Annotated in this window: 22 protein-coding genes; 14 read left to right on the plus strand and 8 right to left on the minus strand. The window is 62.0% G+C overall.

The features are described from left to right. Positions 1 to 7 precede the first annotated feature (7 nt). The 6 genes from HX811_RS16100 to HX811_RS16125 form a co-directional block, all read right to left on the minus strand. Entirely contained in the window at positions 8 to 859 is an 852-nt protein-coding gene (locus tag HX811_RS16100) for a symmetrical bis(5'-nucleosyl)-tetraphosphatase (protein WP_177046525.1), read from the minus strand. Then, a complete protein-coding gene (gene apaG, locus HX811_RS16105) occupies positions 859 to 1,239 on the minus strand; it encodes a Co2+/Mg2+ efflux protein ApaG (protein WP_003210996.1) in 381 nt (126 codons plus the stop codon). The genes HX811_RS16100 and apaG overlap by 1 nt, the downstream gene beginning before the upstream one ends. A 124-nt stretch (positions 1,240 to 1,363) precedes the next feature. Then, positions 1,364 to 2,176 carry a 16S rRNA (adenine(1518)-N(6)/adenine(1519)-N(6))-dimethyltransferase RsmA gene (rsmA, locus tag HX811_RS16110; protein WP_177046526.1) on the minus strand — a complete coding sequence of 271 codons (813 nt, stop codon included), beginning with the start codon at positions 2,174 to 2,176 and terminating at the stop codon, positions 1,364 to 1,366. Next, entirely contained in the window at positions 2,173 to 3,162 is a 990-nt protein-coding gene (gene pdxA, locus HX811_RS16115; RefSeq protein ID WP_177046528.1) for a 4-hydroxythreonine-4-phosphate dehydrogenase PdxA, read from the minus strand. Before pdxA ends, rsmA begins: the two co-directional genes overlap by 4 nt. Next, the gene (locus HX811_RS16120) at positions 3,159 to 4,496 is read right to left on the minus strand and encodes a peptidylprolyl isomerase (protein WP_003210991.1); all 1,338 of its coding nucleotides are present in this window, start codon (positions 4,494 to 4,496) and stop codon (positions 3,159 to 3,161) included. The genes pdxA and HX811_RS16120 overlap by 4 nt, the downstream gene beginning before the upstream one ends. Further along, positions 4,477 to 7,275, minus strand: coding sequence for an LPS-assembly protein LptD (locus HX811_RS16125; protein WP_102604411.1), 2,799 nt, complete (start codon positions 7,273 to 7,275; stop codon positions 4,477 to 4,479). Before HX811_RS16125 ends, HX811_RS16120 begins: the two co-directional genes overlap by 20 nt. 130 nt (positions 7,276 to 7,405) lie before the next feature. Here HX811_RS16125 and HX811_RS16130 point away from each other — a divergent pair, with 130 nt between their 5' ends. From HX811_RS16130 to HX811_RS16140, 3 genes are read left to right on the plus strand one after another with little or no spacing between them, the layout of a single operon-like run. Beyond that, a complete protein-coding gene (locus HX811_RS16130; protein WP_177046529.1) occupies positions 7,406 to 8,425 on the plus strand; it encodes an aminoglycoside phosphotransferase family protein in 1,020 nt (339 codons plus the stop codon). Beyond that, on the plus strand, positions 8,422 to 9,096 hold the full coding sequence (gene murU / locus HX811_RS16135) for an N-acetylmuramate alpha-1-phosphate uridylyltransferase MurU (protein ID WP_177020667.1): 675 nt from the start codon (positions 8,422 to 8,424) through the stop codon (positions 9,094 to 9,096). Before HX811_RS16130 ends, murU begins: the two co-directional genes overlap by 4 nt. A gap of 1 nt (position 9,097) precedes the next feature. Continuing rightward, positions 9,098 to 9,865, plus strand: a complete 768-nt coding sequence (locus HX811_RS16140) for a TerB family tellurite resistance protein (protein ID WP_177046530.1) — start codon at positions 9,098 to 9,100, stop codon at positions 9,863 to 9,865. A gap of 118 nt (positions 9,866 to 9,983) precedes the next feature. Here the strand turns inward: HX811_RS16140 and HX811_RS16145 are convergent, their stop codons facing one another. Next, complete coding sequence (locus HX811_RS16145) at positions 9,984 to 10,958, minus strand: alpha/beta hydrolase family protein (RefSeq protein WP_087694721.1); 975 nt, start codon at positions 10,956 to 10,958, stop codon at positions 9,984 to 9,986. Positions 10,959 to 11,035: 77 nt separating this feature from the next. Here HX811_RS16145 and HX811_RS16150 point away from each other — a divergent pair, with 77 nt between their 5' ends. The 10 genes from HX811_RS16150 to trpE all read left to right on the plus strand — a co-directional run bounded on the left by HX811_RS16150 (position 11,036) and on the right by trpE (position 23,207). Beyond that, positions 11,036 to 13,423, plus strand: a complete 2,388-nt coding sequence (locus HX811_RS16150) for a PAS domain S-box protein (RefSeq protein ID WP_177046531.1) — start codon at positions 11,036 to 11,038, stop codon at positions 13,421 to 13,423. Positions 13,424 to 13,448: 25 nt separating this feature from the next. Further along, entirely contained in the window at positions 13,449 to 14,078 is a 630-nt protein-coding gene (locus tag HX811_RS16155; RefSeq protein ID WP_003210977.1) for a response regulator transcription factor, read from the plus strand. Positions 14,079 to 14,292: 214 nt separating this feature from the next. Continuing rightward, positions 14,293 to 15,405, plus strand: a complete 1,113-nt coding sequence (locus tag HX811_RS16160; protein WP_003210974.1) for an ABC transporter ATP-binding protein — start codon at positions 14,293 to 14,295, stop codon at positions 15,403 to 15,405. Between the two features lie 43 nt (positions 15,406 to 15,448). Continuing rightward, positions 15,449 to 16,489: an ABC transporter substrate-binding protein gene (locus HX811_RS16165; protein ID WP_010167251.1), complete on the plus strand. Its 1,041-nt coding sequence runs from the start codon at positions 15,449 to 15,451 to the stop codon at positions 16,487 to 16,489. Positions 16,490 to 16,662: 173 nt separating this feature from the next. Further along, a complete protein-coding gene (locus tag HX811_RS16170) occupies positions 16,663 to 17,895 on the plus strand; it encodes an ABC transporter permease (RefSeq protein ID WP_003210972.1) in 1,233 nt (410 codons plus the stop codon). A gap of 13 nt (positions 17,896 to 17,908) precedes the next feature. After that, positions 17,909 to 18,733, plus strand: a complete 825-nt coding sequence (locus tag HX811_RS16175; RefSeq protein WP_003210970.1) for an ABC transporter permease — start codon at positions 17,909 to 17,911, stop codon at positions 18,731 to 18,733. A 202-nt stretch (positions 18,734 to 18,935) separates the two neighbouring features. Continuing rightward, the gene (locus HX811_RS16180; protein WP_003210968.1) at positions 18,936 to 20,084 is read left to right on the plus strand and encodes an iron-containing alcohol dehydrogenase; all 1,149 of its coding nucleotides are present in this window, start codon (positions 18,936 to 18,938) and stop codon (positions 20,082 to 20,084) included. 83 nt (positions 20,085 to 20,167) lie between these two features. After that, positions 20,168 to 20,842, plus strand: coding sequence for a ribulose-phosphate 3-epimerase (gene rpe / locus HX811_RS16185; RefSeq protein ID WP_003210966.1), 675 nt, complete (start codon positions 20,168 to 20,170; stop codon positions 20,840 to 20,842). After that, the gene (locus HX811_RS16190; protein WP_177046532.1) at positions 20,839 to 21,657 is read left to right on the plus strand and encodes a phosphoglycolate phosphatase; all 819 of its coding nucleotides are present in this window, start codon (positions 20,839 to 20,841) and stop codon (positions 21,655 to 21,657) included. The genes rpe and HX811_RS16190 overlap by 4 nt, the downstream gene beginning before the upstream one ends. A 68-nt stretch (positions 21,658 to 21,725) precedes the next feature. Continuing rightward, on the plus strand, positions 21,726 to 23,207 hold the full coding sequence (gene trpE / locus HX811_RS16195) for an anthranilate synthase component I (RefSeq protein WP_087694720.1): 1,482 nt from the start codon (positions 21,726 to 21,728) through the stop codon (positions 23,205 to 23,207). A gap of 138 nt (positions 23,208 to 23,345) precedes the next feature. Here trpE and estP read toward each other — a convergent pair whose 3' ends face one another. After that, on the minus strand, positions 23,346 to 25,268 hold the full coding sequence (gene estP / locus HX811_RS16200) for an esterase EstP (RefSeq protein WP_008434445.1): 1,923 nt from the start codon (positions 25,266 to 25,268) through the stop codon (positions 23,346 to 23,348). Between the two features lie 411 nt (positions 25,269 to 25,679). Between estP and HX811_RS16205 the strand changes: the two genes are divergently transcribed. Beyond that, positions 25,680 to 26,273: an aminodeoxychorismate/anthranilate synthase component II gene (locus tag HX811_RS16205; RefSeq protein ID WP_177046533.1), complete on the plus strand. Its 594-nt coding sequence runs from the start codon at positions 25,680 to 25,682 to the stop codon at positions 26,271 to 26,273. Positions 26,274 to 26,276: the final 3 nt, after the last annotated feature.

The following is a 26,276-nucleotide window of genomic DNA, read 5'->3' on the forward strand; positions in this document are numbered from 1 at the left end:
GCGCGGCTCAGCGCTTTGCCGTGGCCTGCAGTTGTTCGGGAACGGGGGAGTCGCACTGGCAGCTTGAGCGCTCGCCGGTGTCGATGTTCATCAGGGTCATGGCGCCGCCCCATACGCAGCCGGTGTCGAGGGCGAACACGCCAGGTTCATCACACTTGCCTTCCAGGGCTGCCCAGTGGCCGAAGATGATCTTCGTTTCGCGGGTCTTGCGCTCCTTGTGGGCGAACCAGGGCTTATAGCCGGGGAGGGCGGTGTCGGCGCCTTCCTTGCTCTTGAGGTCCAGCTTGCCTTCGGCGGTGCAAAAACGCATGCGGGTGAAGTAGTTGGTGATCACCCGCAGGCGCGCGACGCCGGTCAGTTCGTTGTCCCACTTAACGGGTTCGTTGCCGTACATGCCATCCAGGTAAGCGGTGTACAGGTTGTCATCGGCCAGGGCTGCTTCGACTTCACTCGCGCACTTGAGGGCTTTCTTCAGCGTCCACTGCGGTGGAATGCCCGCATGCACCAAGGCGGTGTCGCGGCTCTCGTCGTAGTGCATGAGTTTTTGCCGGCGCAGCCAGTCAAGCAGCTCGGTGCGATCCGGCGCTTCGAGGATTTCCCGCAGGGTATCGCCCTTTTTCAGGCGCCCGATGTTATTGCCGGCGGCCAGCAAGTGCAGGTCATGGTTGCCCAGTACGCACACCAGGGAGTCGCGCATGCCGTAAAGGAAGCGCAGGGTTTCCAGGGATTGCGGGCCACGGTTGACCAGGTCGCCCACCAGCCACAGGCGATCCTTGGCCGGGTCGAAAGCCACACGCTCGAGCAGGCACTTGAGCGGTTCCAGGCAGCCTTGCAGGTCGCCGACGGCATACGTCGCCATCAGTGCAGGGCTCCAGGCACCGCGAGGCGGAACGGGGCGATGATGGCGTCGAAGTGTTTGCCGTCGTCGGCGAGCATCTGGTAGCTGCCTTGCATGTTGCCGACACGGGAGGTCATGACAGTGCCGCTGCTGTAGGTGTGGCTCTTGCCTGGGGCGATCAGCGGTTGTTGGCCGACCACGCCGGCGCCGCGTACTTCCTCGACCTGGCCGTCACCGTCGGTGATGACCCAGTGGCGCGACAGCAGCTTGGCAGGCAGCTCGCCGTTGTTTTGCACGGTAATGGTGTAGGCGAACGCAAAGCGGTTCTGCTCGGGTTGCGATTGTTCCGCCAGAAAGCGGGTGACGACGCTGACGTCGATCTGATAACGAGGATCGGACATGCAAGAGGCCTTAAAAGCAAAAGCGGGGGAACAGCGGATGCCGGTCAGTCTAGGCCCGTAGGCGCTGGCTTGCCAGCGATGGCGATCGTGAGTGCGCCATCGCCGGCAAGCCGGCGCCTACTATTTATTCAGCCACTGGCATAGGCTGAATGGCGAGCTGGTCAGCCAGGCGCACGAAGGCGGCCAGGTCCAGCTGCTCAGGGCGCAGGCTGCCGTCGACGCCGGCGGCCTCGATTTCAGCGTTGCTGAGCAAGGCCTTCAGCGTATTGCGCAAGGTCTTGCGGCGCTGGTTGAAGGCTTCGCGCACCACGCGCTCCAGCAACTTGTGATCTTTGGCCGGGTGTGGCAACACCGCGTGAGGCACCAGGCGCACGATGGCGGAGTCGACTTTCGGCGGCGGGTTGAACGCGCCAGGTCCGACGTTGAACAGGTGCTCTACGCGGCAATGGTACTGAACCATGATCGACAGGCGACCCCAGTCACCGCCTCCAGGACCCGCTGCCAGGCGCTCGACCACTTCCTTTTGCAGCATGAAGTGCATGTCGCGGATGATGCCGGCGTTGTTCAGCAGGTGAAAAATCAGCGGGGTGGAGATGTTGTACGGCAGGTTGCCGACCACCCGCAGGCTGTTGGGCGCTGCATTGAGGCTGGTGAAGTCGAACTTCAGCGCGTCGCCCTGGTGCAGGTTGAAATTGGGCATGCCGGCGAACTGCTGGTTGAGGATCGGGATCAGGTCCTTGTCCAACTCAACCACGTCCAACTGGCCGCCGCTTTTCAGCAGGCCTTGGGTCAGGGCGCCCTGGCCCGGGCCGATTTCCAGCAGGCGGTCTTCGGGCTTGGCATGGATGGAACGCAGGATGCGATCGATCACGCCAGCGTCGTGCAGGAAGTTTTGCCCGAAACGCTTGCGCGCCCGGTGTTGGTAATGCTCGGTCATATACGGGTCTCGGCCATCTGATAGGCGGTTTCCAGGGCCACGTGCAGGCTGCCGGTATCGATCTTGCCGCTGCCTGCGAGGTCCAGGGCGGTGCCATGGTCGACGGAGGTGCGGATGATCGGCAGGCCCAGTGTCACGTTGACCGCGGCGCCGAAGCCTTTGTACTTCAGCACGGGCAGGCCCTGGTCATGGTACATCGCCAGCACTGCGTCGCAGTGCTCCAGATATTTGGGGGTAAACAGAGTGTCGGCAGGCAATGGGCCGCGCAGGTCCATGCCTTCAAGGCGCAGACGCTCCAGGGTTGGTTCGATGATGTCGATTTCTTCATGGCCCAGGTGGCCACCTTCACCGGCGTGGGGGTTGAGCCCACAGACCAGGATGCGTGGTTGGGCGATGCCGAATTTCTGTTGCAGGTCGGCGTGCAGAATGCGTGTGACACGCTCCAGTCGCTCGGGGGTAATGGCGTCGGCAATCTCGCGCAGGGGCAGGTGAGTGGTCACCAGCGCCACCCGCAGGTCGCCCGTTGCCAGCATCATCACCACTTGTTCGGTATGGGTCAGCTCAGCGAGGAATTCGGTATGTCCGGAAAAGGCGATGCCTGATTCGTTGATCACACCCTTGTGTACCGGGGCGGTGATCATCCCGGCAAAATCCCCGTCGATGCAGCCTTGGCCGGCACGGGTCAGGGTTTCCAGGACGAAGGCAGCGTTGGCCTTGTCCAGTTGCCCGGTCACGACCTTGGTCGCCAGCGGGGTATCCCATACGTACAGGCTGTTGGCCGGTGCCGGCAGATCAGGCCAGTTGCCCGGGCCCACCGGCAGCAGATCGACAACCACACCCAACTGCGCGGCCCGCTCAATGAGCAGGTCGCGGCTGGTAATGGCAATCAGGGGGTGTGGCTGGGGGTGCGAGGCGAGCAGCAGGCACAGGTCAGGACCAATGCCGGCCGGCTCGCCGGGTGTCAGTGCGAAACGCTTGGGTGTCACTGGGCTGCCTGGTCGGTGCCTGTTTGGTCGGCACCAGGAAGCTTGTTCTCTACGTAGGCTTCGTCACGGATCTGACGCAGCCAGGTTTGCAGCTCTTCGTCGTATTTGCGGTTACGCAGTACGGTCAGGGCTTGCTGCTCGCGGGCCTGGGTGGTGTTGTCAGTGGCGCGACGGCCAAGGACTTCCAGCACATGCCAGCCGTATTGGGTCTTGAACGGCTTGGACAGCACGCCTTGCGGGGTCTTGGCCATGACGTCCTGGAACTCTGGAACCAGTGCCTTCGGATCGATCCAGTTCAGATCGCCGCCGTTAAGCGCCGAACCCGGGTCTTCGGAATAGCTCTTCGCCAGTTCGCCGAAGTCTTCGCCCGCTTCGATGCGGTCATAGAGCTTTTGGGCCAGTTCCTTGGTTTGGGCTTCGGTACGGATCTCGCTTGGCTTGACCAGGATGTGACGAACGTGAACTTCGTCCTTCATCTGGGCTTCTTCGCCACCGCGCTTGCCGAGCAACTTGAGGATGATGAAACCGCCAGGCGTACGGGCAGGCTGGGTGATGCCACCAACTTCCATGGCGCTCAGCTCGCGGTCGAACGGTGGTGGCAGTTGCGCGGCTTTACGCCAGCCCATGTCACCGCCTTCGAGGGCGTTGTCGCTGCCGGACTGGGCAATGGCCATCTGGGCAAAGTCGGCACCTTGCTTGAGACGGTCATAGATAGCCTGGGTTTTCGCTGCAGCAGCATTGAGCTGTTCAGCGTTGGCGCTGTCGGGCGTAGGCACCAGGATGTTGGCCAGGTGCAGTTCTTCGGAAAGCTGCATCTTGCCAAGGTCGGAGGCGAGGAAGTTCTTCACTTCCTGCTCGGACACCTGAATCCGTTCGGCCACGCGACGCTGACGTACACGGCTGATGATCATTTCCCGGCGAATCTGGTCACGGGCGTCCTCATAGGACAGGCCGTCGTGAGCCAGGGCGGCGCGGAACTGATCAACACTCATGTTGTTGCGCTGGGCGATGGTGCCGACAGCCTGGTTCAATTCTTCGTCGCTGATACGGATACCGGAGCGATCGCCGATCTGCAGTTGCAGGTTTTCAACGATCAGGCGTTCAAGCACCTGCTGGTCCAGCACGCTGGTCGGCGGTACGCCGCCGCCACGCTTGGCGATGGTTTGCTGAACTTCCTTGACCCGTTGGTCCAGTTGGCTCTGCATGATCACGTCGTTATCGACGATGGCCACTACCTTATCCAGCGGTTGAACCGCAGCGTGAGCTGCGGCGGTACCCAGGAACAGCGCGCCCAGCATCAGCGGGCGCAGACAATCAGAAAGCTTGGTCTTCACGTTCACGATAACCTTCAATGCCTTTGTCGAGGAAGCTCTCTACCTTGGCGCCGGTCAGGCCGCCGAGTCCTTTGAGGACAACTTGGAAGAAGAGCCCGTGGTCACCCTTTTCGTTCAGCGGGGCAGCCTGGGTGTATTCGTCGTTGGAGACCCAGTAACGGTTGATCACACGCAGTTTCCAACAGCAGTTGTCGTACTCGAAACCACCAAAGGCTTCCAGGGTGCGGTTGCGGGCATAGTCATACTGCCAGCGGGTGATCAGGTTCCACTGCGGAATGATCGGCCACATCATCGAGAAGTCGTGTTGCTGGATTTTGTAGTAATCCTTCACGAAGTTGTCGGTGCCCGGAGTGCCATAGTCGCCGCCGAACTGCCACTTGCCGGTCGACTGGTTGTAGACGACCTGGTCATTGCGATAGCGGTAGCCGACGTTGATAACCTTGTTCGGGTTGTCTTCCGGCTGATAGTGGAACATCGCGCTGCCGGAGCGTGGGCTGTGGCTGTCGGTGTCCCAGTTATAGTCTGCAGTAGCGCGCCAGTCGCGGTTGAAGCGGAACTCGTAATCCAGTGCGATAGGCGAGACGTTCGAATGCGCATCGTCGCGGGTCTTGGCATCAATACCTGGCAACTGGACTTCGCGATCCTTGAAGTACAGGGCCTGGCCGATGGAGACGCGTTGACGCTCGAAACCGTTGTCCTGAATCCAGCGGCTGGTCACGCCGAGGGACAGTTTGTTCTCGTCGCCGATACGGTCGCTTCCGACAAAGCGGTTGTCGCGGAACAGCGATGAGTAGTTAAACGTTGTCTCGCTGGTGTCGAATACCGGAATGTCGGTTTGATCTTTCTCAGGTACATAGAGGTAGAACAAGCGTGGTTCCAGGGTTTGACGATAGTTGTCGCCGAACCATTGGGTATTGCGGTCAAAGTAAAGGCCGCTATCGATACTGGCAATCGGTACTGCACGGTCCTCAGAGCTTTTGAAGCTCTCGCCAAGCGAGGAGGAGCCAAGGCGATTGGTGACCAGGTCATTCTTGCCGATGCTGTCCAAGTCCAGATCGTACTTGGTGTAAACGTACTTCAATTTCGGCGTGATGAAACCGTAGGTCCAGTTCAGTGGCAGCGAGACGCTAGGTGCCAGGTTCAGACGGTTACCGTTCGCACGGTTCAGGCCGGCTACGTTTTTATCGAGTCGGTCAGATGTAAGGCCGTCCTCGTCGGTAAACGTGCCGTTCTCAAGGTCTCGTTCGAACCTGACTGCTTCAGTCTCGTAGGCAAACTCCAGACCGGCTGGATGATATGGCAGCGTGCCGTTGAACGTGAGCTGGGGCAGCCTGTTGTAAGGCGTAATATTGGAGATAGTCGCCAGCTGATAAGCCTGGACGTTCAATCGCGCCGTATAGCTGTCGCCGCGATAGCTTACGGAACCCTGTTGGTTGACGTATTCCTGGCTCTGAACGCCAATCTGGTACGACTTCAGGTCCTGGAAGTAATACGGGTCGCTGATCTTGGTGTAGTCGACCTGTGTCAGCAGGCGTGAATCCAGACCGCCCTTGTGCTGCCAGTTGAGCATGTAGCGGGTTTTTTCGTAGTCGGTCTGGTTTTTGCGCTCGTCGTTATCATCGTTCAGGTACGCGCCGCCAAACTGGCCTTCGCTGGACTTGGTGAGGTAGCGGAATTCGCCTTCCATCAACAGGCCGCGCTTGGTCATGTATTGCGGGTACAACGTGGCGTCGTAGTTTGGCGCCAGGTTGAAGTAGTACGGCGTAACCAGGGTAAAGCCAGTCTCGCTACCGGTGCTGAAGCTCGGCGGCAGGAAGCCGGATTGACGACGGTTGTCGATCGGGAAATAGATATACGGGGTGTAAAGGATCGGAATGTCCTTGACCCGCAACGTCACGTTGGTCGCGGTACCGAAACCGGTGGCCGGGTTGAGCGTGATGTTGTTGCCCTTGAGCTGCCAGGCGTTGCTGTTCGGCTCGCAGGTGGTGTACGTACCGTCCTTGAGACGGATGATCGCGTTCTCGGCACGCTTGGCGTAGAGCGCGTTACCGCGGATGCGCGATTTGTGCATCACGTATTCGGCGTTGTCGACCTTGGCGGCGCCGGTGTCCAGTTGGACTTCAGCGTGGTCGCCCACCAGCAGGGCACCGTTGTCGCGCAGACGGACGTTGCCGTTCAGCTCGCCACGGTTCTCGGCCTGGTACAGGTTGGCCTCGTCGGCCTCGACCTGCATGCTGCCCTGGCGCATGACGACGTCACCGGCCAGGGAAGCAACTTGTTGTTCCTGCTCGTAACGAGAGACCTTGGCGCCGATGAAGGTCGGCGCGTCGCTCTTGTTCGTCTTGTCGTTCATGCCAGGACGGATCGGCTCGATGTACGCGCCGGAGCAGTACGGGCCGGTCTCGGCCAGTTGTGCGGCGGTGAGCTTCTCGCGAGGGACCCAGTCCAGGTGGCTGTAGTCGGCGCTGCGCGAACGCAGGCCGCGGCCCTTGGCTTCGGTGACCAGAGCGGTCTGCGGCACGGCCTCGGCGGTGCCGCCGGACTCGCCTTGCGGCGTGCCACTGGCAGAGCTGACGGCACTGCCGTCATGCACCGGGCGCGGTGGCAGCGGGGCTGCGGCCGTTTTCGGCGCGCAATCCCAGGCACCCGAAGCAGAGACTGAGCAGTCATACTGTTCCGCGGCGACCACGAATGAGGTGGCGAAAGGTTGCATGGCCAGCAGACTGCCGGTTACCAGCAACGGAAATTTTCTACGAAACGCGGGGGATTTCAATGCCATCTTATTAGTCCGGGCTTCCTGCGTGCCATCTGCCCGCGGTGTGGGCCGCACGCCTCTCGATGGTCTGAAAAAGATGCGTGATAATAAAGCATGACCCGCTTGACGGCTAGCGCCGTCGGAGACCCTTGTAATGCCCGACCAAGATCTACGTTTGCAACAGCTGAAAGTCTGGCTTGATGAGCAATTGCCAGGCCTCTTTACCACCCAGGGCTGGGGTGTCGTACCCCCGGCCACGTTGACTGCGGCCAGCAGTGACGCGAGTTTCAGGCGTTACTTCCGGTGGGAGGGAGGAGGTCGCAGTTTTGTCGTGATGGACGCTCCACCCCCCCAGGAAAACTGCAAACCTTTCGTCGATATCGCTCATTTACTCGGTCAATCGGGAATAAATGTTCCGAAAATTTATGCGCAAGATCTGCTTCGCGGCTTTCTTTTGCTTAACGACCTGGGGAAAAAAACTTATCTGGACGTGATTACGGCTGAAAATGCCGATCAATTGTTCGCCGATGCCATAGACGCATTGTTGGCTTTCCAGCAATTGCCGATGGACGCCCCATTTCCCAGTTATGACGTCGCGCTGTTGCGTCGGGAGCTGGAATTGTTTCCTGAATGGTACGTTCGCCGGGAGTTGGGCATCGAGTTCGACGCCCGGCAGCTTGGCCTGTGGCAACGCGTCAGCGAACACCTGATCGACAGCGCCCTGGCCCAGCCCAAGGTCCTGGTGCATCGCGACTATATGCCGCGCAACCTGATGATCAGCGAGCCGAATCCCGGCGTGCTGGACTTCCAGGATGCGGTCTACGGCCCGGTGACCTACGACATCACGTGCCTGTTCAAGGACGCCTTCCTCAGTTGGCCGCAGGCCCGCGTGCGGGAATGGCAGCGCGGTTACTGGCAGCGCGCCGGCGCGCTGGGTATCCCGGTGCAGGCGGACTTCGAGGAGTTCCTGCGGGCCAGCGACCTGATGGGCGTGCAGCGTCACCTCAAGGTGATCGGCATCTTTGCGCGCATCTGCCACCGCGATGGCAAGCCGCGCTACCTGGCGGACGTGTCGCGCTTCTTTGCGTATATAGAAGCGGTGCTCGTGGACCGGCCAGAGTTGAGCGAACTGGGTGAATTGCTGGCGAGCCTGCGCGTCGAGGCGGTGGTATGAAGGCCATGATCCTGGCCGCCGGCAAAGGTGAGCGGATGCGCCCGCTGACCTTGCACACGCCCAAGCCGCTGATCCAGGCCGGCGGCAAGCGCCTGATCGAGTACCACCTCGAGGCGCTGGCGAAAGCGGGCTTTACCGAGATCGTCATCAACCATGCGTGGCTTGGCCAGCAGATCGAAGGCTATCTGGGCGATGGCTCGCAGTACGGCGTACGCATCCAGTACTCGGCCGAAGGCGAGCCGCTGGAAACCGGCGGCGGGATCTTCAAGGCCTTGCCGCTGCTGGGGGACGAACCGTTCCTGGTGGTCAATGGCGACATCTGGACCGACTACGACTTCGCCAGCCTCCACCAGCCACTGGATGGGCTGGCCCACCTGGTGATGGTCGACAACCCGCCGCACCATCCGTCCGGTGGTGATTTCTACCTGAAGGACGGCGCGCTTCATGATGCCGCCGCCGGTGCCGATAACCTGACCTTCAGTGGCATTTCCGTACTCCACCCCCAGCTGTTCGCGGGTTGCAGTGCGGGTGCCTTCAAGCTGGCGCCGCTGTTGCGTGACGCCATGGCGAAAGGGTTGGTGACGGGGGAACACATGAACGGACGCTGGATCGATGTCGGGACGCTGGAGCGTCTGGCGCAAGTCGAAACCCTGCTGACAGCGGGGCACTAGGATGTTGTGGCCAGGGACTCTGATCGGAGCCGGGGCGGGCTTTGCCATTGCCAGCATTCCGGGGGCCATGTTGGGCGCACTGCTGGGCCAGGCGCTGGACCGGCGCCTGGAACTGCAAAGTTGGGCCCAGTTACGCGAGCGCCTTGGCGGTCGGGCGGCGCTGCGCAATGACGAGTTGCTGTTCGTGTTGCTTGGCCGCCTGGCCAAGAGCAACGGCCGGGTGGTGGACGGGCATATCCAGCAGGCGCGCCAGGAAATGCGCTCGCTGGACATGGCCGAGCCGGCCCAGCGCCGTGCGATTGCCGCGTTCAATCGCGGCAAGTCCGGCTCGGACCGGGTACGCAGTTATCTGGGCGTGCTCAAGGCCCAGCCCCATGCGGCGGAAGGTGTGCTGCGTGCCTGTTGGCGCATGGCCTGGGCGGACGGCAAGGCCAGTACGGCCGAGCGCGAGTTGATTGAACAATGGGGCAAATGGCTGGGTTGGACGGTCCAGCAGATCCAGGCGCTGGCGGCTGACTATGAGCCGGAGCGCAAGCCGTTGGCCAATCGTGGCGGGGCTTATCAGGAGGCGTTGCGGATTCTGGGGGTGACGTCGACGACGGAGCCCGCGGTGATCAAGCGTGCCTACCGGCGCCTGCTCAGCCGGCACCACCCGGACAAGATTGCCGGCAGTGGCGCCAGCCCCGCACAAGTGCGCGAGGCGACCGAGCGCACCCGCGAGCTGCACAACGCTTACGCGCTGATTCGCGAAAGACGAGATTTTCGCTGACTGTGAGAGCTGGCTTGCCTGCGATGGCATCACCTCGGTGCATCAGTGAAACCGAGTTGCCTGTATCGCAGGCAAGCCAGCTCCCACAGTTGATTTTTATCCGTTTCAACAGCGGCGATCAGTCTCCGGGATTTTGCGGGCTCAGCCACCCGCGAATCCGCCGGTACAGCTGCTCTTGCCCTGCCTGGCTGTTATCGGGGAAGGCCTTCAACGACACCTGCTTGTAGCTGTCATTCTTCAAACGCTTGCTGGCCTGGGAACGTTCCTGGGCCGCTTTGCGTGCCTGGGCGTTGTCCTGGTAGAAAAAGTCTGCCGTGGCCAGCTTCAGTTTCGGTGCCAGTTGTTGCAGGTCCGGGGCACGGCCCGCCGGGGTCTGCGCGGCCACCATGACAAATTTCTGCACCTGCGCCGGTTGTTTTTCACTCAGGTAACGCGCGGCCCACCAGGCGCCGGTGCCGTGGCCGAGCAATACGACGCTGCGGGCATTCTGGGTCTGGGCGAAGGCGAGGGCGGCGTCAATGCGCGCGAAGATTCGCGTGGTGTCGGTCTTGTCTTGTTCATCGGTGCCGGGAACCACGGCCGGGTCAGTGCCTTCCGCTTCGGCGCTGGCGGCTTGCTCCACGGGTTTGGCGACGGTGCTGGCGTCTTTGCTGCTGGTCTCCACGGTCGCCTTGGGCGATTCGATGACGCGGGGTGGCAAGGTGTCCAGGGTCAGGTCCGGCAGCGACAAGCTCAGGGTGCCCCAGGAGGCGTCCGGCAATTTCTTGCGCAACGGCGCGATTGCTTGAGGCCAGTCAGCACTTTCGCCGTTGCCCGGGACGATAATCACCACGCCTTCAGGCTCACCGCTGTTGGCCGGCTTCCACAAAGCCAGGAAAGAATCGCTGCCCGCCTGCAACTGTTGTTGTTCCTGCTGCGGGATTTGTCGTTCCAGGGCGTTGGCTTCTTCCTGGCTGCGCTCCGGCAAGGGCTGGCGCACCACTGGCTTTTCCGGGGCGGGAGCGGGAGTGTCGGCGGCCTCGACACAAAAGGCGCTGGTAAACAGCAGCGACAGGCACAATGCTGGCAGTGCCGAGCGGTGGGAAAGTGGCATCGTTGATTTCCGGCCAGAAGTGATTCCGGCAGCCTAATGGGTTGGTCAGTATTTGTCAGTGATATGAGACGTGGATCATGGGTTTTCGCTACCTGCTGGTTATCGGCTGTATATGCTTTCCCTTGATCGCGGGCGCCGTGCCTGCGCCTTCCACTCATCAGGCGCAGCTCGATGCCGCCCAGCGCGAATGGCTCGAACAGCATCCCGACCTGCGGGTCGGGCTGGTGTTACAGGCGCCTTATGCCCAATACGATCGGCGCTTGCAGCGGCTGTCCGGGGCCAATGTCGAATTGATGCAGTGGCTGGCCAAGGCGCTGAATATCGAACTGACCTGGCGCAACTTTCCCAATCAGGAGCAACTGGAGGCGGCGGTGCGTGACGGCGAGGTCGACCTCGCCCCCGGCCTGCTGCAAACCCCGGCCGGCCTGCGCCTGTGGTTGTTCTCCGATCCGTATATGCGCGTGCCCCAGCACATTGTCGGGGTTCGTGATGGCAGCACCGCAGTCGACCTGGAGAAACTCGACGACCAATCCCGCGTCGCCGTGCGCATGCCCAGCGCAGTGGCGGATTACCTGCGCAGCACCTACCCGAGCCTCAACCTGCAAGGCGTGCCCATGGAGCGCCAGGCCCTGCAATTACTGGTGAGTCAGCAGGCGCGGTATGCAGTGGTGGATGAGGCGCAATTGAGCCGGTTGTCGGGCGAAACCGAGTTCGCCGGCCTTGCCGTGGTCGGCGATATCGGCCTGCCGCAATTGCTGCGGGTGGCCACACGGCGCGACTGGCCCGAGCTGGCCGATATCATGCAAAGCGGCTTGCGCGCGATTCCCGCTCGTGATCTGGACCAGTTGCACAGCCGCTGGCTGCAGCCCAAATACCCACGGGTGACCGAGTCCCCCGGCTTCTGGCAAAACCTCACGTTGCTGCTGGGCCTGCTATTGCTCGCCAGCCTGGCCGTGGTGTTCTGGCAGCGCCGCCAGCAACGCGGCCTGGAGCACAATCTGCTGGCCGCCCGCGAAGAAAGCGCCGCCCGCGCCGCGGGTGCCGAAGCCTTGCGCCTGACCCAGTTCTCCATCGACCAAAGCACCGTCGGTATCCTCTGGGTCAATTGGGACAGCCATGTGCGCTACGCCAATCAGGCGGCGGAAACCATGCTCGGCTACGCCCCCGGCGCCCTGATCGAACGCCCGCTGATCGAGTTCGACCCGACGCTGACCATGGACCGCTGGCTCAACCTGTGGAAGCGCGCCCGGGCCAGCGAAGACGGGCCACAGAGTTTTGCCACCAGTTGCCTGCGCGCCGATGGCAGCGTATTGCCAGCCGATGTGTCCCTGAGTTTCCTGCGCTTTGCCGACGGCGAGTACCTGGTGGTCTACCTCAACGATGTCACCGAGCGTCGCCGGGCCCTCGCGGCGTTGCAGGAAAGTGAGGCGCGGCTGCAAGGGATCGCCGCCAATGTGCCGGGGCTGGTGTTTCGCCTGGAGCGCTTGCCGCGCAGCGAGGCGATCGAGTTCGCCTACATCAGTCAGGGCAGCGAGCGCCTGGTGGGTTACGCGCCGGAAGTGCTCAGCCATCCGGCCATGGGCATTCGCAGCCTGGTGCATCCCGACGACCGCGCCAGTTATCACCGCACCCAGGACCAGGCCATCGAGACCGAGAGCAACTGGGCCTGGCAGGGCCGCATCCTGACCCGCCTGGGCGAGCAGCGCTGGGCCGATATCAAGGCCGTGACCCGGCGCCTGGAAGACGGCGCCGTGGTTTGGGACGGAATTGTCTGGGACATCAGCGAGAGCAAGCGCATCGAGCTGGAGCTGGACGCCTCCCGCGCGCAATTGCGGGAATTGTCGGCCCACCTGGAAACCGTGCGCGAGGAAGAGAAGGCCCGCATCGCCCGGGAAGTGCACGACGAGTTGGGACAGATGCTCACCGTGCTCAAGCTGGAAACCTCGATGTGCGAGCTGACCTACGCGCAACTGGATCCTGGCCTGCACGAGCGGCTGAACAGCATGAAGCGCCTGATCGCCCAACTGTTCCAACTGGTGCGCGACGTGGCTACTGCCCTGCGCCCGCCGATTCTCGACGCCGGGATTGCCTCGGCAATCGAATGGCAAGCCCGGCGTTTCGAGGCCCGCACGCAGATTCCGTGCCTGGTGCAGGTGCCGGATAATCTGCCGGCGCTGAGCGACGCCAAGGCCATCGGCCTGTTCCGCATCCTGCAAGAGGCACTGACCAATGTGATGCGCCATGCCCAGGCGCATACTGTCGAGCTGACGCTGGTGGTGGAGGGCGCGCACTTGCGCCTGACCATCAGCGACGACGGTGCAGGTTTCGTCCAGGCCCCCGGGCGCCCGGTATCGTTTGGCCTGGTGGGCATGCGCGAGCGGGTGCTGATCATGGGCGGGCAGTTGAGCCTGGACAGCGCATTGGGCGAAGGCACCACCCTGAGTGTGACGGTGCCGCTGGATTGATAACCAAAAGAAGAGGACATCCACAGTGATCCGTGTACTGGTAGCTGAAGACCACACCATCGTTCGCGAAGGCATCAAGCAACTGATCGGCCTGGCCAAGGACTTGCTGGTGGTGGGCGAGGCGAGCAATGGCGAGCAGTTGCTGGAAACCCTGCGCCACGTGCCCTGCGAGGTGGTGTTGCTGGACATCTCGATGCCCGGCGTCAACGGCCTGGAAGCCATCCCGCGGATCCGTGCGCTGAACAATCCCCCGGCGATCCTGGTGCTGTCGATGCACGACGAAGCGCAAATGGCCGCCCGTGCGCTGAAGGTCGGTGCCGCAGGCTACGCCACCAAGGACAGTGACCCGGCGCTGCTGCTGACGGCGATCCGCAAGGTCGCGGCGGGCGGGCGGTATATCGACCCGGACCTGGCAGACCGCATGGTCTTCGAAGTCGGCCTGACCGATTCGCGCCCATTGCATTCATTGCTGTCGGAGCGCGAGTTCTCGGTATTCGAGCGTTTGGCCCAAGGCGCCAACGTCAATGACATCGCCCAGCAGTTGGCCTTGAGCAGCAAAACCATCAGCACCCACAAGGCGCGCTTGATGCAAAAGCTCAATATCACCTCCCTGGCGGAACTGGTGAAGTACGCCATGGAGCATAAGCTTCTATAACCGCATATCTATTCGCGACCACTCCCAGGCCCCGGCAGACCCGTTCCTGCCACCTGTAGCTGTCGCACTGTCCTGTGCCCGCCATCCGTGTAGGGCGATCCCTACCCCAAACCTTCCATCCGGCTGATGCCAATCTCTCCGGCCCCCCGATTTCCGCGGGCTGGCGGCTGGACTACGCTTGCTCCATGGCAGTCCAAAACAAAAAGGTGCGGGTATGAGCGAGGTGGATTCAAATGATGTGCTGGTCAGCTTTCGTGGCGTGCAGAAGAGCTACGACGGCGAGAACCTGATCGTCAAAGACCTCAACCTGGAGATTCGCAAGGGCGAGTTCCTGACCCTGCTCGGGCCGTCCGGGTCGGGCAAGACCACCAGCCTGATGATGCTCGCCGGTTTCGAAACCCCCACCGCCGGCGAGATCCAGCTGGCCGGCCGCTCCATCAACAACGTGCCGCCCCACAAGCGCGACATCGGCATGGTGTTCCAGAACTACGCGCTGTTCCCGCACATGACCGTCTCCGAGAACCTGGCGTTTCCGCTCTCTGTACGCGGCCTGAGCAAGACCGACATCAGCGAGCGGGTCAAGCGTGTACTGAGCATGGTCCAGCTCGATGCCTTCGCCCAGCGCTACCCGGCGCAACTCTCCGGTGGCCAGCAGCAGCGGGTGGCCCTGGCCCGGGCGCTGGTGTTCGAGCCACAGCTGGTGCTGATGGACGAACCCCTCGGCGCCCTCGACAAGCAACTGCGCGAACACATGCAGATGGAGATCAAGCACCTGCACCAGCGCCTCGGCGTGACGGTGGTGTACGTGACCCACGACCAGGGCGAAGCACTGACCATGTCCGACCGGGTGGCGGTGTTCCACCAGGGCGAGATCCAGCAGATCGCTGCCCCGCGCACCTTGTACGAAGAACCGAAAAACACCTTCGTCGCCAACTTCATCGGCGAGAACAACCGCCTCAATGGCCGCCTGCACAGCCACACCGGCGACCGCTGCGTGGTCGAGCTGGCGCGCGGCGAAAAGGTCGAGGCGCTGGCGGTGAACGTCGGCCAGGTCGGCGGCCCGGTGACCCTGTCGGTGCGCCCCGAGCGCGTCAGCCTGAATGGCTCCAGTGAAAGCTGCGTCAACCGTTTCTCCGGGCGCGTGGCCGAGTTCATCTACCTGGGCGACCACGTGCGGGTGCGCCTGGAAGTCTGTGGCAAGACCGATTTTTTTGTGAAACAACCGATCGCCGAGCTGGACACAGCCTTGGCGGTCGGCGACGTGGTACCGATTGGCTGGCAAGTCGAGCACGTTCGCGCACTCGACCCACTTCTAGAGGCGAATTGATCGCCCCCTTGCTTCACCAACCTCGCACGTGGAGAGAACAACAATGTTGAGATCCCTGAAATATTCCGCCCTGGCTCTGAGCTTGATGGGCGCGACACAGGCCATGGCAGGCCCTGATTTGACGGTGGTGTCCTTTGGTGGCGCGAACAAGGCGGCGCAGGTCAAGGCCTTCTATGCACCGTGGGAAAGCGCGGGCAACGGCAAGATCGTCGCCGGCGAATACAACGGTGAAATGGCCAAGGTCAAGGCCATGGTCGACACCAAGAGCGTGTCCTGGGACCTGGTGGAAGTGGAGTCGCCGGAACTGTCCCGTGGCTGTGACGAAGACATGTTCGAGCCCCTGGACCCGAAACTGTTCGGCAACCCGGGCGACTACGTGAAGGGCGCGATCCAGCCGTGCGGCGTGGGTTTCTTCGTGTGGTCCACGGTGCTGGCCTACAACGCCGACAAACTGAAAGCACCGCCAGGCGGCTGGGCCGATTTCTGGGACACCAAGAAATTCCCGGGCAAACGCGGCCTGCGCAAGGGCGCCAAGTACACCCTGGAATTCGCCTTGATGGCTGACGGTGTGGCGCCGAAGGATGTGTACAAGGTGCTGGCCGGCAAAGATGGCCAGGACCGTGCGTTCAAGAAGCTCGATGAGCTCAAGCCGTATATCCAGTGGTGGGAAGCGGGCGCCCAACCGCCGCAGTACCTCGCTTCTGGCGACGTGGTGATGAGTTCTGCCTACAACGGCCGGATCGCTGCCGTGCAGAAAGAAAGCAATTTGAAAGTGGTGTGGAACGGCGGGATCTACGATTTCGACGCCTGGGCCATTCCAAAAGGCCTGGCCAAGGACCGTGCTGACGCGGCGAAGAAGTTCATCGCCTTCTCGGTGCAGCCGCAGCAGCAGAAGACCTATTCGGAAAACATCGCCTACGGCCCGGCCAATACCCAGGCGGTACCGTTGCTGGCGAAGGACATCCTGAAGGATATGCCGACTACCCCGGAAAACATCGCCAATCAGGTGCAGATCGACGTGAGCTTCTGGGCGGATAACGGTGAGCAATTGGAGCAGCGCTTTAACGCGTGGGCGGCCAAGTAACCCGGTCGCTGATGTGACACCCACCTTGTGGCGAGGGAGCTTGCTCCCGCTGGACTGCGCAGCAGTCCCATCTTTGGGGGCCGCTTCGCACCCCAGCGGGAGCAAGCTCCCTCGCCATAGGACAAGCGCCACACCCACGTTTTGCATTCATGTTTAAGAACCCGGAGTTCGCCATGGCCCTCGCCATTCCCAGCCCCACCCTGAAACAGCGCCTGGCGCGTGCCGAGCGGCTCAACCGCTGGAAGGCCCAGGCCCTGATCGCGCCATTGGTGGTGTTTTTGCTGCTGGTGTTCCTGGTACCGATTGTGGCGCTGCTCTACAAAAGCGTCGGCAACCCGGAAGTGGTGGGCGGCCTGCCGCGCACGGTGGTGGCGGTGACGGCCTGGGACGGTCGTGGCTTGCCTGGCGAGCCGGTGTACCAGGCCATCAGCGAGGACTTGGGCGAAGCCCGGAAAAACTCGACCCTGGGCGACCTCTCCAAACGCTTGAACATGGAGCTGGCGGGCTATCGCAGCCTGCTGACGAAAACCGCGCGGGCGCTGCCGTTCACCGAAGCGCCTGCCTCCTATAAAGAAGCGCTGGAAAACCTCGACGAACGCTGGGGCGACCCGGCGTACTGGCAGGCGATCCGGCGTAACACCAGCAGCCTCACGCCATACTACTTGCTGGCCGCCGTCGATCACCGCATCGACGACCTCGGCGAAATCGCCCCGGCCACCCCGGACCAGGCGATCTACCTCGATATCTTCGCCCGTACGTTCTGGATGGGCCTGGTCATCACCGTGTGCTGCCTGCTGCTGGCCTATCCGTTGGCTTACCTGCTGGCCAACTTGCCGGCGCGGCAAAGCAATTTGCTGATGATCCTGGTGCTGCTGCCGTTCTGGACCTCGGTGCTGGTGCGCGTGGCGGCCTGGATCGTGTTGCTGCAGTCCGGCGGCTTGATCAACAGCGCGCTGATGGGCATGGGGCTGATCGATAAACCCGTCGAGTTGGTGTTCAACCGGCTGGGGGTCTACATCTCCATGGTGCACATTCTGCTGCCCTTCATGATCTTGCCGATCTACAGCGTGATGAAAGGCATCTCGCCCACCTACATGCGGGCGGCAATCTCCCTGGGCTGCCACCCATTCGCCAGCTTCTGGCGCGTGTACTTCCCGCAGACCTACGCAGGCGTTGGTGCCGGCTGCCTGTTGGTGTTCATTTTGGCGATTGGCTACTACATCACCCCGGCCTTGCTGGGCAGCCCGAACGACCAGATGGTCAGCTACTTCGTGGCCTTCTACACCAACACCAGCATCAACTGGGGCATGGCCACGGCCTTGGGCGGCTTGTTGCTGCTGGCCACCGTGGTGCTGTACCTGATCTACAACTGGCTGGTGGGCGCCAGCCGCCTGCGCCTGAGCTAAGGAGACCGTTGCGATGCTGAGCCCTTATATGTCGCCCGTGGAACGGGTCTGGTTCTACAGCTTGCGGATCCTCTGCGGCCTGATCCTGTTGTTCCTGATCTTGCCGGTGCTGGTGATCATCCCGCTGTCGTTCAACAGTGGAAGTTTCCTGGTTTACCCGCTGCAAGGTTTCTCGCTGCACTGGTACCAGGATTTCTTCGGTTCGGCGGAATGGATGCGCGCCCTGAAGAACAGCATCATCGTGGCTCCGGCGGCTACAGTGCTGGCGATGGTGTTCGGCACGCTGGCGGCGATTGGCCTGACCCGGGGGCACTTTCCCGGCAAGGCGCTGGTGATGGCCCTGGTGATTTCGCCGATGGTAGTGCCCGTGGTGATTATCGGTGTGGCCAGTTACCTGTTCTTCGCGCCGCTGGGCCTGGGCAACAGCTTCTTCTCGCTGATCGTGGTGCACGCGGTGCTGGGCGTGCCGTTTGTGATCATCACCGTGTCGGCGACCTTGCAGGGGTTCAACCATAACCTGGTGCGGGCGGCGGCCAGCCTGGGCGCGTCACCGCTGACGGCGTTTCGTCGGGTGACCTTGCCATTGATTGCCCCGGGGGTGATCTCCGGGGCGCTGTTCGCCTTTGCCACCTCGTTCGATGAAGTGGTGGTGACGCTGTTCCTTGCCGGGCCCGAGCAGGCAACCTTGCCACGGCAGATGTTCAGCGGCATCCGTGAAAACCTCAGCCCTACCATTGCCGCCGCGGCCACCTTGCTGATTGCCTTCTCGGTGGTGCTGTTGCTGACCCTGGAATGGCTGCGCGGGCGCAGCGAGAAACTGCGTACGGCCCAGGTCTAAAGCCAAACAGAGATCAAAATGTGGGAGCGGGCTTGCTCGCGAAGGCGGTGTGTCAGTCAACAGAGATATCGACTGGCCTACCGCCTTCGCGAGCAAGCCCGCTCCCACATTGGGTTTGTGTCTATTCAGTAGCTGAATGCAAGACAACCAGCCCAAGTCAGCTAATCTTGTGCCAGCCCATAACTGATAAGAGGCCGCGCACATGAGTACTTCCTCATTCAAGATCGCCCACAAACTGCTCACCGGCCCAGGCGCCATCGAGCAACTGGCCGCCGAGCTGACGCGGCTGGATGTCGACAACCCGCTGATTGTCACCGATGCGGCACTGGTCAAGTCCGGCACCGTGGCGCTGGCGCTGGAACACCTGGGCGAACGGACCTACGAGATTTTCGACCGCGTGCTGCCCGACCCGGAAATCGCCATCGTCGAGGACTGCATGCGCGTCTACCGCGAAGGCGGGCATGACGGCCTGATCGGCGTCGGCGGCGGCAGTGCCATCGACATCGCCAAGAGCGTGGCGGCCTACGCCGGTTACCATGGCGCCCTGGCCGACCTGTTCGGCGTGGACCAGGTGCCGCGCAAAGGCCCGCCGCTGATCGCGATTCCCACCACGGCCGGCACCGGTTCGGAGGTGACCAACGTGGCGATTCTGTCGGACAAGGTCGCGCAACTGAAAAAAGGCATCGTCAGCGATTACCTGCTGCCGGACGTGGCCCTGATCAGCCCGCAGATGACCCTGACTTGCCCCCGCAGCGTCACCGCCGCCAGTGGGGTGGACGCATTGGTGCACGCCATCGAATCCTACCTGTCGCTGAATGCCTCGCCGATCACCGATGCACTGGCCATCGGGGCGATCAAACTGATTGCCAAGGCGTTGCCCAAGGCCTACGCCAACCCCGCCAACCTTGAGGCCCGGGACGACATGGCCACCGCCAGCCTGATGGCCGGGATGGCGTTCGGGAATGCCGGCGTGGGCGCGGTGCATGCGTTGGCCTACCCGTTGGGCGGGCGTTTCAACATCGCCCACGGCGTAAGCAATGCCTTGCTGCTGCCCTACGTGATGCACTGGAACAAGCTGGCGTGTGTGGAGCGCATGCAGGAGATAGCCGAGGCCATGGGCGTGAATATCACGGGTTTGAGTGCGGTGGATGCCGCCGACCAGGCCGTCGATGCGATGACGCGACTGTGTGCCGCAGTCGAGATTCCGTCCGGCCTGCGCAGCTTCGGTGTGCCTGAAGATGCGATCCCGGCCATGGCGGTAGAAGCGGCGGGGATCGAGCGGCTGATGCGCAACAATCCGCGCAAGCTCAGCGCCGCTGATATCGAGAAAATCTACCGGGCAGCTTATTAACCATTGAGCGAGGTCACGGTGCGCGCGGCAAAGCATGAGGTATACAATGCGCGCCATCGTGATTTAGCTCAAAAAGGTGCGTCATGCAGCCCTTCGTCATTGCTCCATCGATTCTCTCCGCCGACTTCGCCCGCCTGGGCGAGGAAGTGGACAAGGTGTTGGCCGCCGGTGCCGACTTCGTTCACTTCGATGTCATGGACAACCACTATGTGCCGAACCTGACCATTGGTCCGATGGTCTGCGCCGCCCTGCGTAAATACGGCGTGACCGCGCCTATCGATGCGCACTTGATGGTCAGCCCGGTGGACCGCATCGTCGGTGACTTCATCGAAGCCGGCGCGACCTACATCACCTTCCACCCGGAAGCCACGTTGCACGTGGACCGCACCCTGCAACTGATCCGCGAGGGCGGTTGCAAGGCGGGCCTGGTGTTCAACCCGGCCACGCCGCTGAGCGTGCTTGAGTACGTGATGGACAAAGTCGACATGGTGTTGCTGATGAGCGTCAACCCGGGCTTCGGCGGGCAGAAGTTCATCCCCGGCACCCTTAACAAGCTGCGTGAAGCGCGGGCGCTGATCGATGCGTCGGGCCGTGATATCCGCCTGGAGATCGACGGTGGCGTCAACGTCAACAACATCCGCGAAATCGCCGCGGCCGGTGCCGACACCTTTGTGGCCGGTTCGGCCATCTTCAATGCCCCGGACTATCAGGAAGTGATCGCCAAGATGCGTGCAGAACTGGCGCTGGCGCGTCCATGAGTGGCTTTGAGCAACTGTTCCCCGGCAAACTGCCACGGCTGGTGATGTTCGATCTGGACGGTACGTTGATCGATTCAGTGCCGGACCTGGCCGCGGCGGTGGACCAGATGCTGGTCAAGCTGGGGCGCAAGCCGGCGGGTATCGAGTCGGTGCGCGAGTGGGTCGGCAATGGCGCGCAGATGCTGGTGCGCCGGGCCCTGGCCAACAACATCGAGGCCGAGGGTGTCGATGATGTGGAAGCCGAGCATGCGCTTGAGCTGTTCAACGTGGCCTACGAAAACGGCCACGAACTGACCGTGGTTTATCCCGGCGTGCGCGACACCCTGAAATGGCTGCACAAGCAGGGCGTGGAAATGGCCCTGATCACCAACAAGCCGGAGCGTTTCGTCGCACCGCTGTTGGACCAGATGAAGATAGGCCGGTATTTCCGCTGGATCATCGGCGGCGATACCTTGCCGCAGAAGAAGCCCGACCCGGCCGCGCTGTTCTTCGTGATGAAAATGGCCAATATCCCGGCGTCCCAATCGCTGTTTGTCGGCGATTCGCGCAGTGATGTGCTGGCGGCGAAAGCGGCGGGGGTCAAGTGTGTGGCCTTGAGTTACGGCTACAACCATGGCCGGCCGATTGCCGAAGAATCCCCGGCGCTGGTGATTGATGACCTGCGCCTGTTAATCCCCGGTTGCTTGGGAACGGGCGCTGAGATAACGTTGCCCGACGCTGTTCCATCCCCTTCTGGAAATCCCATCGTGGTGGTCACTCGCAAACTCTGGATGAAAGTCATCAAGGCCCTGGCCCGCTGGCGTTGGCGCGCCTGACTGATCCTCGCCGCGCTGCGGCACGTTTGCACACCTGACCGTTAGACCCTCAAGCCACGAGGCACCTTATGATCCGCGAAGAATTCCTGCGTTTGGCCGCTGCCGGCTACAACCGTATCCCCATGGCCTGCGAAACCCTGGCCGACTTCGACACCCCGCTGTCGATCTACCTGAAACTGGCCGACGAGCCCAACTCCTATCTGCTGGAGTCGGTGCAGGGCGGCGAGAAGTGGGGCCGTTATTCGATCATCGGCCTGCCGTGCCGCACGGTGCTGCGGGTACATGATCACCATGTGAGCATCACCCTGGACGGCGTCGAGATCGAAAGCCATGACGTGGAAGACCCGCTTGCCTTCGTCGAGGAATTCAAGGCGCGCTACAACGTGCCGACCATCGCCGGCCTGCCGCGCTTCAACGGCGGCCTGGTGGGTTACTTCGGCTACGACTGCGTGCGCTACGTGGAAAAACGCCTGGGCAAATCCCCGAACCCCGATCCGTTGGGTGTGCCGGACATTCTGCTGATGGTTTCCGACGCGGTGGTGGTGTTCGACAACCTCGCGGGCAAGATGCACGCGATCGTGTTGGCGGATCCTTCCCAGGCCGATGCGTTCGAGCAAGGCCAGGCGAGCCTGGAAGCGCTGCTGGAAAAACTGCGCCAGCCGATCACCCCGCGTCGCGGCCTGGACCTCAGCCGCCCACCGGCGGCTGACCCGGTGTTCCGCTCCAGCTTTACCCAGGATGACTACGAGCGTGCGGTCGATACCATCAAGGAATACATCCTTGCCGGTGACTGCATGCAGGTGGTGCCGTCGCAACGCATGTCCATCGACTTCAAGGCCGCGCCGATTGATTTGTACCGGGCGCTGCGCTGTTTCAACCCGACGCCGTACATGTACTTCTTCAACTTTGGCGACTTCCACGTCGTGGGCAGTTCGCCGGAAGTGCTGGTGCGGGTCGAAGACAACCTGATCACCGTGCGCCCGATTGCCGGCACGCGCCCTCGCGGTGCGACCGAAGAGGCGGATCTGGCGCTGGAACAGGACCTGTTGAGCGACGACAAGGAAATCGCCGAGCACTTGATGCTGATCGACCTGGGCCGCAACGACACCGGGCGTGTCTCGGAAATCGGTTCGGTGAAACTCACCGAGAAGATGGTGATCGAGCGTTACTCCAACGTGATGCACATCGTGTCCAACGTCACCGGCGAGCTGAAGGCCGGGTTGACGGCGATGGATGCACTGCGGGCGATCCTGCCGGCGGGCACCTTGTCGGGCGCACCGAAGATTCGCGCGATGGAAATCATCGACGAGCTGGAGCCGGTGAAGCGGGGTGTGTATGGCGGCGCGGTGGGGTATTTCGCCTGGAACGGCAATATGGACACTGCGATCGCGATCCGTACGGCGGTGATCAAGGACGGCGAACTGCACGTGCAGGCGGGCGGCGGGATCGTGGCCGACTCGGTACCGGCCCTGGAATGGGAAGAGACGCTGAACAAGCGCCGGGCGATGTTCCGTGCGGTGGCGTTGGCTGAGCAGACCCCGCAGGGCTAACTGCTGATCTCGATCCAAATGTGGGAGCCGGGCTTGCCCGCGATGGCGGTGTGACAGTCGACAGATTAGTTGACTGATCTACCGCTATCGCAGGCAAGCCAGCTCCCACAGTTGTTTTGTGAGGGATTTAAGATCGCCTCAGAAATCCAGACTCACCCCGACACTCAGCCCTTGCTGGGTAAAGTTGTCATCCTTTCTCACGTTATAGGCCGCGTTCAGCGCCAGGTCCTTGGTCACCTTGTGGGTAATCCCCAGGTTCAAGCGATCCGAATTGCTGCGTGGCGTGTAGCCGTCCAGTTTGAAATCAATCCCCGGCACGCTGTTGAGGGACATGCCCACTCGCTGCGTATCGTTTTCAAACTCGTGCTCGTGGGCCACTTCGCCAAACACCAGGGTTTGCGGGGTGAAGCGGTAGTTGGCTTGCAGGCCAATCCCCAAACGCTTGGAGTCGCGCTGTTGGTCATCAAAGGTCAGCGCGGTGGAACGGGCATCTTTCTCCGAGTAACCATTCACCTCGACCCGCGAATAGTCAGCGCTGATAAAGGGTGAGAAGTGCCATTCGCTGTTTGGCTCGGCGATGTCATACCCAACCCGTGCGCTCAATGCCCATAGCCAGCCGTCGGTGTCGCCTTTCTCGGTGCCTTCGCTGATGCCCAGGGCGAACTTGCGCTTGAGGTTGTCGAAGTCCAGTTTGCCGCCGGTCAATGCGGCGTCGGCCCACCAGTGATCTTCCTGATATTGGGCGAACGCGGTGCCCAGGTAGCTGTTGAGCTTGTAGTCCGAATCGCTGGCGCCGGCCTCAAGACTCTGGCGATAGAAGCCTGCTGCCACACCCACGCGCCACTCGTCATTGAGCCTGTAGCTGCCACCGATGTTCAGGTTATAGCCGCTGCCGTCACCGCTGGCCGAGCTGTTCTGATCATCGAAGTCCAGGTGCTGGCCGCCAGCGTCGACGATCGCCCGCCATTGGCCCACGGCCTGCCAGCTACGGGAGTCGGCTTGCCATTGGTTGCGCAATGAATCCTGATGGGCGCGCAAGGTGCCTTGGGCCATTTCCGGAAGCAGGGTGATTTCCCAGGGCGCTGCCAGCAGTGAATACGCGTAGTCGGCGATCAGTACCTGGCCGGCCTCGGTCGGGTGCACGGTGTCGTTGTAAATCAGCTTGGTCGGGTCCGGATTGGTGCCGCCGACGCCATACACCGGATTCCTGCAGGTGGTGCCACTGAAGCACGTCTGGTTGAGGTTCTGGTCGGTGGCAAAACCAAAACGCCCGGGATCGGCAAAGGTTTCCTTGAGCAGCAACGGAATGTTCAGCGGGATGATCTGCGCATCGATTTGCGACAGGCGCTGTACCAGGGTCTGGTTGAACGCGCCGGCCAGGGTGCTGACGGCCCCTTGGAGCGGGGTGCCATTGACGGCAGGTGTCAGGCCCAGGTCCGGCAGCATCCATACCATTACATAACGGGCGCCAGCCTGTTGCAGCGCCTGGGCGCTGTCGGCCAGGCGCCCGGCTGCGGCCGAGGCCTGGTCGGGGCTGAGGACCAGGCCGTCGAGGAAGTCATTGCCGCCGCCGGAGAGAAAGTACAACGCGTTGGGGTCGGCTCGGCCCCCCGTTGATGCCAGGTATCCGGGACGTGTACGCAACACCTGCCCGGTGTCGCTGTCGGTGACGGTGGAGTTACCGGTGATGGCATCGTAGATCTGTTGGGTGGTGTAGCCGCCGACGGCCCAGTTATTGCCGTCTGGCTGGCCCAGCGCGGCGCGCTCCGGCGAGGTCGAGGCATTCAGGTCGCCCGGGGCAACACCCAGCTTGCCGCCCAATAACGTCGAGGAGATCAGCGATGTGCTTTCGCCGCTGCCGTCGAAGTATTGCGGGCCGGTGCGGTTGGTGAAGCGATAGGTTGAGCCCGGTGCGCCAGGGTCGGCAAATGTACCGGCGTCGGCCAGGCTGTCACCGAAAACGACCATCGTCGAATAAGGCGAGGGTGCGGCGAAGGCTTGCGAGCATGCCAGCGCCAAGAGGCAGCCGACGATGGGGGTGAAATAGGGCATCTTGGTCATGAGTCCGTCCATGATTTTGTTTTTTGTCAGCACTGTGACTGTAGCGCCCTTGGAAGGGTTCTGAAAAGTTTGACGCCAATTATCAGTCGGGCAGTTTCCCCCGTATTTGCGGCTCGATATTGCACCGTTGGCGAGGCTACGTTACTGTGCCTGAACGTATGAATGAGACCCTCCCCGTGTTGATCATCAGCAAACTCTTGATGCGAGTAGTCAAGGCACACGCCCGTTGGCGTTGGCGCGCCTAACTTTTCTCTACCGGCCCCGCCGGACCTGTACCGATTTGCCTTCTTCACCCTCTGTTAAACGCCCCTTGCCGACCAACCCCGGCAACCGGAAAGTGCGTCTGGCAGCGGGTCACTCCCTTGGAAGGCCGTCATTAGAAGTCAGTGAATTCAAGAGGTTTTAACCCACATGTTGCTGATGATTGATAACTACGACTCCTTTACCTACAACGTTGTGCAGTACTTGGGCGAGCTCGGCGCCGAGGTCAAGGTGGTGCGCAACGACGAATTGACCGTGGCCCAGATCGCCGTGTTGAACCCTGAACGCATCGTCGTCTCCCCAGGCCCGTGTACGCCGACCGAAGCGGGCATCTCCCTCGAAGCCATCCAATACTTTGCCGGCAAGCTGCCGATCCTGGGCGTGTGCCTGGGCCATCAGTCCATCGGCCAGGCCTTTGGTGGCGACGTCGTCCGCGCCCGCCAGGTAATGCACGGCAAGACCAGCCCGGTATTTCACAAGGACCAGGGCGTATTCCAGGGTTTGAACCTGCCGGTAACGGTAACCCGCTACCACTCGCTGGTGGTCAAGCGTGAAACCCTGCCCGAGTGCCTTGAGCTGACGGCCTGGACCCAGCTGGAAGACGGCTCGGTCGACGAGATCATGGGCCTGCGTCACAAGACACTGAACGTCGAAGGGGTGCAATTTCACCCGGAATCGATTTTGACCGAGCAGGGCTTCGAGCTGTTCGCTAACTTTCTCAAGCAGAGCGGCGGCACGCGCTAAGGA

This window comes from Pseudomonas sp. F8002 (assembly GCF_013385495.1).
In the GTDB taxonomy this organism is placed as follows: domain Bacteria; phylum Pseudomonadota; class Gammaproteobacteria; order Pseudomonadales; family Pseudomonadaceae; genus Aquipseudomonas.